The following is a 14,512-nucleotide window of genomic DNA, read 5'->3' as shown; positions in this document are numbered from 1 at the left end:
CTCAAATTCTTTAGTTAGGAGTATTATATCATGACAGAAAATAATTTTATTCAGGACCCATGGGCAAAAATGACTACACGCAACGGCTTGCGAGGTGATGAAGTCATTTCAGCATTACAGAAATCCGTCCGGAGAGGAAAAGAAAAAGCTGCCTGTGAGTTTGCCTATGAAATGTATATCACCTCACCGCAATTTGAAGAAAAATTATGGAGACGTTTATTGGCCATCAGTGTTGAAGATGTAGGTATGGGAAATGCGATGGCAGCCATTATGATTAATAACTTGAATATGATGCGCAAAGAGTTTCAGTATAATGAATCCGACCGCGCGATGTTTTTCTTCCATGCTATTCGTTACTTGTGCGGATCAGAAAAGGATCGTTCGTCCGATTTGCTCAAAAATATTGTGATAAAGAGTTTCGCTATGGGGTATGTGCCTGAGATACCCGATATTGCCTTGGATAAACACACAACTCGCGGGCAGGAAATGGGTCGTGGTTCAGAACATTTCTTACATGAAGCCAGTAAAGTCATCCCACAAGCAAAAGTCGACAATGACTATAAAGAGCAATATGAAAAAATCATAGAAAAATATGACCCGGATCATGTAGTACCAAGTACATTTGTTTTTAACCCTTGGCAAGTATAGGAGGTCATACTCATGGAAAATTCTACGATCATAACGAAACTTAATGAAGTACTCAGCCCAGTTGCTGCAAAAATCGGGAATCAACGCCATCTTAAAGCAATATCTAGCGGCATGATGTTTGGTTTGCCATTTATTGTTATTGGATCCTTTTTTCTGATTTTTGCGAATCCGCCAATCAATATCGATCGTTATAATCCGGAGACAGCTAATTTTTTCATGAAATTTATGGCTGGTTGGAAGGATTTTGCTGTAGCGAATTATGATTTGATTACAGCCCCATACAATTTAACCATGGGCATCATCGGGCTGATCAGTGTTTTCGGAATTGCTTTTTCTCTGTCCAGCGAATACAAGATCAATCCATCAATGAATGGTATGGTGGCGTCAGTCATTTTTCTAATGGTATGTACACCCGTTAGCGAAGGCAGTATCAACTTAAATTATTTAGGGACGAATGGTCTTTTCGTAGCAATCATTATTGGTTTGCTAGTGGTTGAAGTAAATCGATTCTTTGAAGTGAAAAATATCAAATTAAAATTGCCCGATACTGTACCGCCTATGGTTGCGACCTTTATCAACACGCTAGTCCCCTTATTAACGAATATCATTCTCTTTTATGGGATTAATCTGATTTTCCTAATAACAACAAAAAAGATTTTCCCAGAAACCGTGATGCAAGTTTTGACACCCGCAACTAATATCGCCGGAAGTCTTGGTGGATTCTTGTTAATAGTAACCTTAGGAAATATCCTGTGGCTATTCGGCATTAACGGATCATCCATCATTTTTCCAATCGTCTTCACTCTAGGCATGGCCCAAACGGGATTAAATGCTGAGCAAATGGCTAACGGTGAGACCATGACCCACCTGATGAATTTACAAATGTTTCGGATCTCCGTTTTAGGTGGAGCTGGTGGAACATTGGGTTTAGTGATTTTAATGATGCGAAGTAAAGTATCGGAATACCGAACGATTGGAAAGCTGTCGCTTATACCAGGCATTTGCTCAATCAACGAGCCAGTAATCTTTGGACTTCCGATTGTTTTTAATCCGATTTTAGCAATTCCATTTTTGATAACACCCATTGTTTCTTTGCTGCTGACGTATTTCGCTCAAAGTATCGGTCTGATTGGAGTAGGATTGATTGTCGATCCTTCCTTCACTCCTTTCTTTGCGCAAGCCTATCTTTCAAGTATGGATTGGCGAAATGTAGTATTCTGCTTAGTATTGATCCTTGTTAGCGCCGTTATCTACTATCCATTTTTCAAGGTTATGGAAAATAATAAGACAAAACTTGTGGATGAAGATCTATAAGTCATTGTTAATAACGAATTAACGAACAAAAAGAGAAAAGGTTAAAGCAAAGTAAAAACTACAACTTTGCCTTAACCTTATTTCAATTTATCTAGCGAATCCGCCATCGTTAAATCTCTATTACGCAGCTCTGTTTCTGATCTTTTAGTTCTTAACGTATTCGTTACTCATCCAACAAACTTTCTCTAAACTCTTCTCGCAAAGCCAGCAGATGCTCCTCAGAAAAATTTTGAGCTATTTTATATCCGACATAGTATGGCGATACGATAAAACGCGGAGTTAATTTGACGATGTACTTGCCTGCTTCTTCAAAGAAAAATAAATTGTAGCTATCACATCGGCCATGATGATAGTCCTTCAATACATAACCAACTGTCTTTTGTACGTAATCCGCCAAACTATTGATAGCTGTTGGCTCTTTCGCATCAACAATAATATTGATTTCTAAAAATCCCATTACAGGCATGGTTGAGAAATTAATCTCCACATTATCTTGCGACAAAACGCTTATCCCAGTAAAGTTATCAGCATGAACCTGGGCTTCTCCATCAAGCTTTTTTAATCCTACAACTTGCATATGCGGGTGCTTTAAACTGCCGCCTGATAACGGCCCATGATTTTTATAAAACAGCACAGATTCAAACTGCGGATCTTTTTTCGTTTCTAACCAGCATTCAAATGCAAAGTTGAATAATTCTCGATTTTCCGCTGTTGTATAAGTGGAGATATCCTTATTATGGTCATTACTTTCAATAATAATCGTCTGAAATGTATCCTGCAGCGTTTGGTATTTATTGCGAATCCACAGCATTTCTTTTTCTCTTCTTAAAATATTCTCCTCTTCTGCATAATCGCAAAAAGGACAACCATTTTTTTCAGCCCCCATATGTTGAGGCTTCCCATTAGCAGCCTGCGGCAAAAAGACCAACGCCCGCTCCTCATTCTTATTTTCCATAAATAAGCAACTCCTTATATAATCCTGTTTATTATTGTGACGCGCCAAATATATCGACGAAATTTCAAAATGAACTAGCTGTGTTTGCTTCTTAAATAAAACAAACAATCACTATTTCCCATGATAGCATTTTTTGCTATGTAATGAATCTCTTCCATTTGAATATATTGTCTTTTTTATCATGACCTACATTGACAGGATTTTTTTGATTAGGAAGTTCTTTTAATATTCAAAAAACTACGCAACTCAATTTCTGAGTTGCGTAGTGTGGCTCAGTATTTAACTTTTTTTCTACCTCTGTATTTTCGACAATCACGATCACAAATTTTTAGACCCATTAAATAGGCCTTCTCATTTGCATCACTACTACTTCTCTGCGAATATCCTACAGTACTTTGGAGGGAAAAATGTTTGAAGGAACCATCAATTTCTTAGGAACCTTTTCGGTATCCATCACATGATGAACTATTTTCCCAATCTTTTTATCATTTCTCCCAAAAGTTCATTCATCTTTGTGAGTGCAATCTCTGCCATTTTGTTATTGGCGATTTCTAGATGGTCTTGAATCATTTGACCGTCCTCCACCTCGCATGAATCAGTTGCTAATTGGATTTTCCTATATTCGATCATTGCTTCTGAGACTGTTTCATCCCTCAAAGTTTCAAACCGAGAGAAATTTGAATCCCCAAGTAGTGCCGCTGCCTTACTCAACCAATAGATGTCATTCGCCTTAAATGTGCTCCCAATCTCATTAAATATCGTTGGTGTCTGAGTGATATTTGCATAAAAAGGCACCAGCGTATTAAACGTATTCGGTCCAAAGGCCAACCAATGAATCGCCGCTATTTCTTTGGAAACATTATTTCGGATCTGAAGAATATGTGTCTCTTCATTTCTATTCAAAGCAATGGAACGGTAGCGTGATTTGTCGCTCATCTCCCCTTCTCCGTAAGGATCGTAAGGGGTATTTTGATAATGGGAGCTAAGAGCCCATCTAACATCTTCAATAGTCAGCTTTTTATCCCGATACGCTAGGAATGGCAAGTCCTGATCTTCAGGATGGGACGAGTTGTTTTTACAAAAGACTTTCTGGATATACCAAACTCTAGGGTTGTTGTAGCGCTGATCCCCATTTGTAAAAGTCCCAAAAATATCCCTCAAATTTAGTTCATCATTCGTTGGATTCAACTGGTGTTTTTCAATCAAATCTTGTAGTCCCGTGGCGGATAAATTGTCTGGAGAATTAAAGTCAAAGTGATCGATCGCTAAACGATTCGACACAAGGACAAATGCCTCATCTGGAATTCTAACCGCCGCCCAATGATGGCCTCCGATCGTTTCTAAATACCAGATCTCGTCACTGTCTGAAAACGCAATGCCATTTATTTCATAGGTTCCGTACGTTTCGATCAGCTTTCCTAAACGCAGCACGCCCTCTTTTGCAGAATGGATGTATGGTAAGACCAAGGTAATGAAATCCGCTTCACCTATCCCAGTATCAACCAACGGATCAATCGCCAATATCCGATCATTATTAGTGATCGTTTCGCAGGCTGTCATGGCCACATTCTGACTATTGATCCCTCCACCGGCCCAAATGCCGAAACGATCATCCAAATCAGGAGTAGATGTATAGCGCAAGGGATTTTGCGGCAGTTCAAGCTCGAATGAAGTAATGGAAGAACAATAGCGGCGGGGCTGCTGCTCTGGGGAAACCACAACGAAATGTTGCGGATTAGGCTTCTCAAAACCGTCCTCGATACGCGCGATCATTGTTGAACCATCACTGGCAGCCTTTTTCCCAACTAATAGGGTCGTACAAGCTTTATTCTTTCTCTTCATTTGTTCTCCTCTCTGTTCGTCGTATTCTCGTTCCTGCAGAATCATTAGTCAGGAGTATTGAATCATTATACTAGATGAAATGCCTTGTGATCAGTTTTTTTGTCCATCTTTTCTCCTATCGGTATTCTCAAAACCCTTAAGAAAAGATTAAATTGGGTATCAGTTACAGAAAAATTCTGCTGCTGTTTTCTCGGAAATCGTGCGCTCTTTTCAATAAGAACACTGCTATATCAATATTTATCTACTATGCACATAGAGGTACTCTATGTCAAATTAGGCAAACTTGCATTTCGCCGTGAAAAATACAGCCATTTCTCCTCTCTCTTTTTTACAAACCCGATGAAATCAAGGTTTTTGAAAAATAAATGCACAAAAAGCCTGCAATTTTGTTCCCGAAATGCAATTTTCGCGACTTTGACCTAGTTTTGTTTTGTGCTTTATCGTTGAGTCACCGGCCGGAACAAAAAATACAAAACATGGAGGCGTTAAAATGATTCAAAAGTTAGGCACTAAATTACAAGTTCACTTATCTCAACTAGGGGTACAGAAATTAAAGAAGGTCACTTTCGCAAATGTGGTCGATGATCCAGATGAAAATGAAATCATCCAATTAGGCGAAATCATGAAGGACTTAGACAAAGACGGCACATTACTTGATGGCGTGATCATCACTAGCCAATCGCGAGTGACTAAATAATTAATGGAAAGGAAAACAAAAAATGAAAAAAATCGTATCAATCTTTAAAACCAGCGCTGGCCGCTCACAAACATGGAGCTATGCCGATCCTGGCGAAGGAAAATCAACCGAAGAAATCCGAGGCATTTTAGAACGCTTCACCCTGCTTCACCTATTTGAAAAGGACGACGAAAAACTTTTTAACGAAGTCGTTAGCGCGAAATATGTAGAAACGGTAGAAACAATTATTTTTTAAACTAGGTGAATGAGGAGCGGCGGCGCATCCGCCCTCCTCCAACTAAGAAAGAGAGGATAAGAATCCCATGAATGAACAAACTTTGTCTCACCGACAACTTTTCAACTTAAAATCAAAAACCTTAGAAAAAAGAATTACTGAAAACTATTACAAGACACAAAACAGCAGCTTAACAATCAAATATATCTTAACCTTGCGAGTACGGTATCAACTCGGTGCAGAGGAGTTTGCCCACATTCTAAAGGATCTTGTCCGAGAAATTTTCATGCATACAAAAGCGACTCGCACGATGAAGCGATTTTTCTATTACTTCAAAGATTACTTTATGGCACCTGAATGGCGAGCGTTGAATTCGAAAGTGTTTCCTGTCCGTAATTTTGGTCAGAAGGCTATGTCATTCTTCCGCTCATTGATACCCTTTGCCCGCCCCGACGAAACAAATGAACCTTGAGATTAACTTACCTGCGCAAATAAAAATTTAAGAAAGGAAGCAAAAAAATGAAAAAGGATTTAGTGACAACATTTACCAACGGTCTGGGCAAAGAACACGATTGGACATATAAAGATGTGAATGCCGATCTGCCGCCACAAGTGATCAAAGAGGCTTGCGAATTATTGACCAGCTTAGATATTTTTGAACAAAACGGCGTAAAACTATTTGATTCCGTAGTGACGGCGAAGATCGTGACAACCAAAGAGACTGAGATTTTTGATGTGAAAAACGATCCGAAAATCGAGAAAAATGAATCTCTCGAACAGCGCAAAGCATCTGTAAAAACAGCACAACCAACGGAGTTGCCACGTGTCAAAACTGGAAACAATTACGACTATTTATTCGAACCTTCAAGAAATGCGATCGCAAAGAAGCTTGAAGGCCCCACAGAAATACCGAGTAGACACCCTTCGTTATTAATAAATACACCACAAATCGGAGAACCGGCCATTCCGAAAATAGAAGACAATTCTGTCAGCGAGCCTATAGAAGATGTCACACAACCTGATTCTGTTAAACAATCACGTACACGAAAAAGCTTTCTCCAATGGATTCGAAGAAAGAAGAATCGAAACAAGGACGACCCGGATATTCATTCCCGTGATCCAGAATCATCCAACTAAATTCTGCCTTTCTCTAAATTAAATACATTTGCGTAGGTTACTTCCACTCACTTCTTCAGCTATAGTTTGAGTGAGCGGAAGCCATAATAGATGGAGAAATTTACACAGAAAAAAGCTCTAGAAATGACTGTTTTCACGTCATTTCTAGAGCTTTTTATAGTTTACTCGTCTTCTTCATCGAGCATCTGCTCTGATAGGTAAGAATTTACATACAGTATTTGCTCGCGACCTTCTGTAACGGCCTTTTCAAAGTATGCTTGATCCGCATAATCATCGGTCAATCCCAGTAAAACAGTCATAATGACCGGCAAATTCATTCCTGTAATTACATGGATATGTGGTTTGGATAAATATGGGACAAAGGCTTGGTTAACTGACCCTCCAAGTAGATCCGTGAAAATTATTGCCTCATCATCAGTCGTTAAATCTGCTAGATGCTCCGCAATTTCTTCTTCTACTGGAATGTTTTCTGTATATGCCGTAATCGTGATGATCTCAGTTGTATTCAGCATAATAAACTTTACCGTTTCTTCTAAGCCTTTGGCAAAATTCAAATGACTTGCTAAAATAATTTTTCTCATATTTCCTCCTATTTCTCGCAGCTTTAATCGATTGATTCGGAGATGTCCTTAACCGATTCTCGAACAATTAATTCTCCGTTCACACTTGTGAATTGCCCCGCGAACGTTTCAGAAATATTAGCAATCAATTTATTGATCGCAATCGACCCTTTTTCCGCATGGTCAATTCGAATCGTTGTTAAAGGTGGTTCTACCAACGAGGCGAACTCAATATCATCGATTCCTACTACAGATAACATCAACTGATGATCTTTCAAAAATTTAATCAACTCAATCGCAAGAAAATCTTCCGTGACGACGACCGCAGTCAACTCGTTTAACTCTGATAAAAAGTCTTCAAAATGAACCTTTTGTGAACGCTCAATTTTTGACAGCTCTGTCAAACCATTTTCCAGCATCGCCTTTTTGTATCCAGCATACCGCTGCTCATTGACACTCGGTTCCTGTTCATCAAATCCTCGAGAAACAAACCCGATTTTTTTGTGTCCTTTCTCAATCAAATGCCTCGTTGCAATAGCCTCTAGTTCAGAATCCTCTGTGTTGACAAACATCGTATTCGGATTTGATAAAGCGGTTCGCAAGTCTGGTGCGTCCAATACAGTATCAATGTACACCACAGGAACCTCTAATAATTGATCGATTTCCTTAAACATTCCAGAAGGCACACCGACGATGACAAACCCTGCGAATTTCCAGTTTGTTTGAATTTTGATTAAATCCTCAGCTTTTTGAACATTGTGAAAGAGCACGAAATAATCTTGTTCTTTCGCCTCATATTCAACACCTGAAAGAATTTCAGATACAAAGGGGTTCACAATATTCCGACTATGACGTTTGGAATAATAGATCAGTCCAATTAGCTTGCTTGGAGCTTTAACGAGCGACCGAGCATTTTGATTCGGCGTGTAATTGTATTTTTTTATGATCGAGTTAATCAGCGCAAGTTTCTCCTTGCTGACTCGATGCGAGCGATTGTTTATTACATTTGAAACGGTCGTAACTGATACGCCGGCTTCTTCAGCTATTTTTTTGATCGTTACTTTCATTTCATCAACCTTTCTAAACTTTCCATTATTCGATTAGATAGCTCATCTCCGCCAGCATTGTTCGAATTGCAGAATGCTCGATTGTTTCAATATAACTTGAGAATTTTTGCGGATTGGCGAAAGCTGTCGGAAGAAAACGGAAAACCTCTTTTTTCGCTGTGAAACTCATTTTAGTAAATTGCAACCGTCTCATAATCTCCGCCTTAACCAACTCATTTTGGTTTTCTTCAACATTATGAATGATCGTTTTTATTTCTCTGTTCTCTGGAAGAATGTTTTCTGGATCATTTACAGTATAGGTTAACTGTCTACTTTTTTCATTATATTCAAAAATTGTTTCTGCAATATGTTCTCCTACATGTTCAAACATAGAGTAACAGTTGTCTTTTCCAGGAAAAACCTGAACACTAATTGTTTCTGGCAGCTTGCTTGGGTCTTCCATATAGTTCTCATTTAATGGAACGATCCCTCCGGCTTTGACAAATACGGGGATCGAATCGATATCTCGGCACACTTTGATTTTCGTTCCGCCTTGATACCTTAGACCGCTAAAGAAATCATACCAAACTCCTTCAGGCAGCCAGACATTTTCCGTACTCATGCCAATATCTTCTATTGTCGGCGTTGTAATCGGTGCAACAAACATCTCGCTGCCGAAAAGATATTGATTAGAAAACTCATAAGCTTCTCGTTCATCAGGATATTGATAATACATTGGTTCGATCAGTGCTTGACCAGAGAAACTCGTATGATAATTTGCTGTATCCAAGTAAGGAATCAGTTTTCCACGAAGGCGCAAGAAATTGCTCATGGCTCGTTCGATCTGGATAGGAAAACTCCATGGTTCTTTTCCAACAAAAGGATTATCGTAACTATGCAAACGATTGATTGGACTAAAAACTCCGAACTGTAACCATCGTAACGACAATTGTGCATCGTAGGAACCTTTGTAGTGACCGCCAATATCATGACTCCACCAAGTATACCCAATATTCGTTGCTGTCGCAGTAAAATATGGCTGAAAAGCTAACGATGCCCAAGTTATTTGAGTATCTCCCGAAAAACCTAATGGATAGCGATGTGAACCCGGTCCTGCATAACGAGAAAGTAATAATCCGTCGCCATGATTTCGTTTGCTGTTATCCAGAAAATGATAGTGATTTAACGCCCATAATGGCTCTACCTTCGACTTGTCACGACTATCTCCTTGCTGCCAATCTACCCACCAAAAATCTGCACCCTGTTCTTCAATTGGATGATGAACATCTTCAAAGTAACTCTCTCTAAATACAGGATTACTGAAATCAAAGATTGCCGGCTCTTCAGCGGTTTGATCAAGCTGCAGCCGTTCGGCAACCGCAGGATAACTATCTTCAAATGCTCTGATTCCAGCTGCTGGGTGTACATTCAACGTGACATGCTTTCCCCTAGAATGGAGCTCCTCAAATAATTTCACAGGATCTGGAAACAGCTCTCTATTCCAAGAATACCCTGTCCAAGCAGAACCAAAACGTTCAGGAATATCCGTTTTATGCCAATCCATATCAATTACCGAAACACTGATTGGGATCTGCTCCGCTTCAAACCGATCCATTAATTGCAAGTAGCTTTCCTGGGTGTATTTATAGTAACGACTCCACCAGTTTCCTAACGCATAGCGCGGAATCATAGGCGTTTTCCCAGATAAACGATAAAAATCCTTCAATGCTTTGCGATAATCATGTCCATAAGCAAAGTAGTATCCGTCGACTTCTTGTGGATTCCTTGGAATAAATTCATCCTCCAATAGAACAAATGACCCCGTATCATCAATGTAACTAAAACCATCTTTACTTTGAATCCCCGGCTCTAACGGAACCTCCCCATCAATGCCATCTAGTGTTTCAACCGTTCCAAGCAGATTTTTTTTATCACTTTCGCCAAAATGCCACCTTGAAAAATAGGTGCCATAATTATACTTTGCATCGATGTATAAGCTGGATGCCGAGAAATCTCCCCCATCATAATACAGGTGAAATGAATCCGTTATAATTTCAACGAGATGTCCCCCATTATTTTCCTTAACGGTGTAATCAACTTCTCCAAAATCCCGTTCCTGAACAAACTGCGTCGGCCGATCTTCAAATTTCCCCGTTTTTGAATATTCTACGCGACATAATTTATTTGTAATCACTGTAAAGCGATAATACGCTCCTTGGACAATGTTCATGCGTCATCCTCCTTGAGTATCAAATCATGAATGATTTGCGCTACTCCGTCTCTCTCATTTGTATTTGTTATATATTTCGCAACAGACTTGATGGCGGGAATAGCATTTCCCATAGCAACACCAAATCCTACATTTCTAATCATTTCGAAATCATTTTCTTGATCACCGATCGCCAGGATATTTTTAGTAGAAATTCCTAATGATTGAGCAACCTGTTTAATTCCCTCGAACTTATTGATGCCTTGATTGGCACCTTCAAAAAAATAAGTCTCTGTTCGTACCATTGAAATTCCTAAAGCTCGGAGGTCTTCTACAGCTTCTTTTAGTCGATCCAAATTTGTCGAGTGAAGGCCAAACTTATATATATTTAAAGCCATCTCATCTAATTTTTGATTAAATTCGTCGCTGTCTTTCACCCATAGAGTACGACCATTAAGTACACTTTCATCCGAATCTATACCGGCAAAATTGACACTGTATATCAGACCGTTACAAAAGAGGCTGACTTCGTTGTTGTAGGCGATCTCGAAAATTTTATTCAGCAATGATCGCTCGATCCTAGTTTTTGAGATCACTTGATTTTCTTCATTTAAAATGTACGAACCATTCAAACAAATTTTGTACCCTGAAACCTGCAGTTCCCGATTGAATAGTCGAACAATGTCAGGATAAAGTCTCCCAGAAGCAATCGCGATTTTTATCCCTTTAGCAGAGGACTGTCGAATGGCTTCTATGTTCCTTGCAGTTATTTCTTTTTGTGCATTTAATAAGGTACCATCTAGATCAATCACAATTAATTGGATTTCACTCATTTTATTCAGTCCTTTAGTTGATTTTTTTACATCGGTTTTAATATTCCGAAAAATGCACCAACCATTGAAATGACAATTAGCAAAACAATAATTCTGGTAGTCGTCCATCTTTTACTGCCAATTAATTTATAGACAACGATCGTCAGCAATACTGGTAATAACGCGGGCATGATTTTATCCAAAACATCTGACTGAAGCGGCAATTTTACAGCACCTGTTTTAAAAGTCAGACCAGTTTGGACTTTTACTGCGGTAGAAATTAACGCTCCTACTACGGTTAATCCCATAACAGAGGCAGCTTCAGTAAAAATAGTCAATTTTTCACCTAAAGTGGTCACAAGCTTGACCCCCGATGAGTAGCCTAAATCCCAAAGCTTTAGCTTCACAAAGGCAAAGATAAGATTGAAAACAAGCCACATGACTGCTCCGACTGGATTTCCCTCTAAGGCCATATAACCAGAAATCGAACCCAAAATCGTGGGTATCAAGATCCAAATCAACGTATCGCCAACCCCTGCAAACGGCCCCATCAATGACGTTTTCAGTGATTTCACCGATTCAATTGACTTACCGCCGTCTCGCTCCTCGATTGCCAAGCTAGCACCGAGAATGATATTAGCCATGGCAGTCGTCGTATTAAAGTATTTAAAATGGTTATTCAACGATTCAATGTATTCTTGATCATCCGAATAGATTTTTCGTAAAGCTTTGTTCAATGAAAAGACCACTGCTGGACCCTGTTGCGTTTCATAATTAAAATTATTTACCCCCATAAACATATAGCGCAACGCCGCCTTGTGACGATCCTTTTTGGTCAAGATTGGTTCATTCGGTCGCTTGCCTTCTACTGCATTATTCATCATAATCGTCACCCTCCACTTGAGTATTGATTGTTCCGCTTGTCACTGTTGCGGCTTTGTTCATTTCAACATTAAAGATAAAGTATGCGGCGCTAAAGCCTAACAAACCAATTGCCAAAACCGGCAGATTCAAATAGGCAGAAAACACGAATCCGGCAACTAAAAAAGTTAAGTACTTTTTAGCTGGCATATAGTGGAGCAACAAAGCAACACCAACTACCGGCAGCATTCCCCCAGCAATATTCAACCCTTCTGTCATCCATTTTGGAATTACTTTTAAAATAAGTTCAACGGCATCTGTTCCAAAGAAAACCATAATTGTCGTCGGTATAATTTGTTTTAGAGCAAAACACATCGGTCCGACACATAACCATAAATTCATTTTTTTAAAGTGTCCGGCATTCGCGGCTTCCTTCGCTTTCATTGCAAAGGCAGTATTGACCATTTTTACTAAAACATCTAATTGAATAGCCAACATGCCGACTGGCAACCCCACTGCTAACGCTGTCCCCGTTCCAACTCCTGCTCGAACAGCTACAAAAGTTCCAATAATAGTTGCCAGCCCATAATCTGGAACAGAAGAGCCGCCCAAACCAGCAACACCTAAATTCATTAATTGAAACGTACCAGCTATAACCATTGCAGTTTGCATATCGCCCATTATTAACCCGGCAAATAAACCTATAATTGCTGGAAACCCTGTCATTACCGCGATCCCTTGTACATCCAACGTCATGATTACCGCCAATAAGATAATTAAAATATTTTGTAATAAATCTGGCATCGTTATCCCTCTCTTTATCCGCTCACATAAAGCGTTATCATTTTTTATTTTGTACTATAAGGCTCATCTTGGTCATCAGGTACATACTTAATATAGACCGGGACACCCAAGTTTTGAATTCGCTCAAGATCCTTTTTCTCCTGTTCAGTAAGAGAAATGAACTTAGAAATTTTCTCTTTTCCGTCAGCATCAAACATGATTCCTAAATCAACCCGAGGAATCTCAATTCCTGCCTCTAAAAACTTGATCAATGTTTCTGGCTGCTTGACAATCAAAAAGACTTTTTGGTTATCATAATTTCCATTTTTAAAATTATGAATGGCCTTTTTCGTATCAATAATACTCATCCCTGTTCCGGTAGGCTTTGACAAACGCATCGCGGCTTTTTGCACTTCGTCCTGACTTACTAAATCATCCACCACCATGTACCTTTTCGGCTGCACATGAGCGAACCATTGATTTACTACAATTCCGTGAATCATTCTTTGGTCAATTCGAGCAACTGCAATCGGCATAAAAATCTCTCCTTTAATAGTTTTTTGGTTTAACGTTAAACTAACTTACAAGGTCATTATAAAACATGAAAGCCCTTTTATCAAGAAAAATGTTTATTTCCTTTATAAACACCAAAAACCCTTGATAAATCAAACTTTCTTGTTTGCTTGAACTAACGTAGGAGTGGATAATTAGTAATTTCTAAGATAATCATCAGAATAAAAATTTTTTCAATGAAGTTTAACGTAAAACTTCATTCGTACATATAATAAATCAATACGCCTCGCCCGATAGTTTGATATTATGCTCCGAAATAATCTAACATGAAATTGATCGTTGATTTTATCATGATTTATGGGGGTGTTCGACAAGATTGCTTTAATAAAAAACCTGCGATTTAAACGATCGCAGGTTTTGTAGTCATTTTTTAAGTGAAAATCTCTATCAAACAACACTATTCAACGAAACCATCTCAATCAGCCCTTGTGCGGCTTCCGAACCTTTATTTCCAGCCTTGGTTCCTGCTCGTTCGATGGCTTGTTCAATCGTTTCAGTGGTTAAGACGCCAAACATGACGGGAATCTCTGAATCTAAACCGATGTGAGCGACTCCTTTAGCGACTTCATTGCTGACAAGTTCGTAGTGGGTGGTGGCGCCTCGGATGACTGCGCCTAGTGTGATTAGGCCGCTGTATTTATCGGATTTGACTAGCTTTTTGGTGATAAATGGAATCTCAAATGCGCCTGGTACCCAATAAACATCGATATCTTCTTCTCGCACTCCATGCCGTAGCAAATTATCCACCGCTCCGCTCAAAAGTTTGGAGGTAATGAACTCATTGAAGCGGGCAACAACGATTCCAACCTTGATTCCTTGACCTTCAAATGTTCCTTCAAATTGTGGCATTTTAATTCTCCC

General features: G+C 39.2%; 16 protein-coding genes. 6 read left to right on the top strand and 10 right to left on the bottom strand.

Features of this window, described 5'->3' with window-relative positions:
• Positions 1–30: 30 nt before the first annotated feature.
• Together PGP85_RS00705 and PGP85_RS00700 are read left to right on the top strand one after the other, a co-directional pair.
• Positions 31–648 carry an AAA family ATPase gene (locus tag PGP85_RS00705; protein WP_270325535.1) on the top strand — a complete coding sequence of 206 codons (618 nt, stop codon included), beginning with the start codon at positions 31–33 and terminating at the stop codon, positions 646–648.
• 12 nt (positions 649–660) lie between these two features.
• Positions 661–1,962 (top strand): PTS sugar transporter subunit IIC, encoded by a 1,302-nt coding sequence (locus tag PGP85_RS00700; protein WP_270325534.1) that lies wholly within the window; start codon positions 661–663, stop codon positions 1,960–1,962.
• Positions 1,963–2,125: 163 nt separating this feature from the next.
• Here PGP85_RS00700 and PGP85_RS00695 read toward each other — a convergent pair whose 3' ends face one another.
• Complete coding sequence (locus PGP85_RS00695) at positions 2,126–2,917, bottom strand: DUF4931 domain-containing protein (RefSeq protein ID WP_010741889.1); 792 nt, start codon at positions 2,915–2,917, stop codon at positions 2,126–2,128.
• Between the two features lie 465 nt (positions 2,918–3,382).
• Positions 3,383–4,759 (bottom strand): C69 family dipeptidase, encoded by a 1,377-nt coding sequence (locus PGP85_RS00690; protein ID WP_270325533.1) that lies wholly within the window; start codon positions 4,757–4,759, stop codon positions 3,383–3,385.
• A 490-nt stretch (positions 4,760–5,249) separates the two neighbouring features.
• On the opposite strand from PGP85_RS00690, the gene PGP85_RS00685 reads away from it, so the two are divergent.
• From PGP85_RS00685 to PGP85_RS00670, 4 genes are all read left to right on the top strand, one after another.
• Positions 5,250–5,456: a hypothetical protein gene (locus PGP85_RS00685; protein WP_010741887.1), complete on the top strand. Its 207-nt coding sequence runs from the start codon at positions 5,250–5,252 to the stop codon at positions 5,454–5,456.
• Positions 5,457–5,478: 22 nt separating this feature from the next.
• A complete protein-coding gene (locus PGP85_RS00680; RefSeq protein WP_010741886.1) occupies positions 5,479–5,691 on the top strand; it encodes a DUF2922 family protein in 213 nt (70 codons plus the stop codon).
• Positions 5,692–5,758: 67 nt separating this feature from the next.
• Positions 5,759–6,142 (top strand): hypothetical protein, encoded by a 384-nt coding sequence (locus PGP85_RS00675; protein WP_010741885.1) that lies wholly within the window; start codon positions 5,759–5,761, stop codon positions 6,140–6,142.
• A 47-nt stretch (positions 6,143–6,189) separates the two neighbouring features.
• Positions 6,190–6,807, top strand: coding sequence for a DUF2922 domain-containing protein (locus PGP85_RS00670; protein WP_010741884.1), 618 nt, complete (start codon positions 6,190–6,192; stop codon positions 6,805–6,807).
• Positions 6,808–6,968: 161 nt separating this feature from the next.
• Here PGP85_RS00670 and PGP85_RS00665 read toward each other — a convergent pair whose 3' ends face one another.
• From PGP85_RS00665 to ribH, 8 genes are all read right to left on the bottom strand, one after another.
• Positions 6,969–7,388 (bottom strand): PTS sugar transporter subunit IIA, encoded by a 420-nt coding sequence (locus tag PGP85_RS00665; RefSeq protein ID WP_270325532.1) that lies wholly within the window; start codon positions 7,386–7,388, stop codon positions 6,969–6,971.
• A gap of 23 nt (positions 7,389–7,411) precedes the next feature.
• On the bottom strand, positions 7,412–8,434 hold the full coding sequence (locus PGP85_RS00660; protein ID WP_010741882.1) for a LacI family DNA-binding transcriptional regulator: 1,023 nt from the start codon (positions 8,432–8,434) through the stop codon (positions 7,412–7,414).
• A 25-nt stretch (positions 8,435–8,459) separates the two neighbouring features.
• Positions 8,460–10,643 carry a glycoside hydrolase family 31 protein gene (locus tag PGP85_RS00655; RefSeq protein WP_270325531.1) on the bottom strand — a complete coding sequence of 728 codons (2,184 nt, stop codon included), beginning with the start codon at positions 10,641–10,643 and terminating at the stop codon, positions 8,460–8,462.
• Positions 10,640–11,455 carry a Cof-type HAD-IIB family hydrolase gene (locus PGP85_RS00650; protein ID WP_010741880.1) on the bottom strand — a complete coding sequence of 272 codons (816 nt, stop codon included), beginning with the start codon at positions 11,453–11,455 and terminating at the stop codon, positions 10,640–10,642. The genes PGP85_RS00655 and PGP85_RS00650 overlap by 4 nt, the downstream gene beginning before the upstream one ends.
• A gap of 26 nt (positions 11,456–11,481) precedes the next feature.
• On the bottom strand, positions 11,482–12,318 hold the full coding sequence (locus PGP85_RS00645; RefSeq protein ID WP_270325530.1) for a PTS system mannose/fructose/sorbose family transporter subunit IID: 837 nt from the start codon (positions 12,316–12,318) through the stop codon (positions 11,482–11,484).
• On the bottom strand, positions 12,308–13,099 hold the full coding sequence (locus PGP85_RS00640) for a PTS mannose/fructose/sorbose/N-acetylgalactosamine transporter subunit IIC (protein WP_010741878.1): 792 nt from the start codon (positions 13,097–13,099) through the stop codon (positions 12,308–12,310). The genes PGP85_RS00645 and PGP85_RS00640 overlap by 11 nt, the downstream gene beginning before the upstream one ends.
• Positions 13,100–13,143: 44 nt before the next feature.
• Positions 13,144–13,614, bottom strand: a complete 471-nt coding sequence (locus PGP85_RS00635; RefSeq protein WP_010741877.1) for a PTS sugar transporter subunit IIB — start codon at positions 13,612–13,614, stop codon at positions 13,144–13,146.
• 424 nt (positions 13,615–14,038) lie between these two features.
• Positions 14,039–14,500: a 6,7-dimethyl-8-ribityllumazine synthase gene (ribH, locus tag PGP85_RS00630; protein ID WP_010741876.1), complete on the bottom strand. Its 462-nt coding sequence runs from the start codon at positions 14,498–14,500 to the stop codon at positions 14,039–14,041.
• Between the last annotated feature and the right edge of the window lie 12 nt (positions 14,501–14,512).

Source organism: Enterococcus malodoratus (assembly GCF_027659535.1).
Classification (GTDB): domain Bacteria; phylum Bacillota; class Bacilli; order Lactobacillales; family Enterococcaceae; genus Enterococcus_A; species Enterococcus_A malodoratus.
The sequence above is the reverse complement of the archived record's forward strand: the minus strand, read 5'-3'. Positions and strand labels throughout refer to the sequence as shown.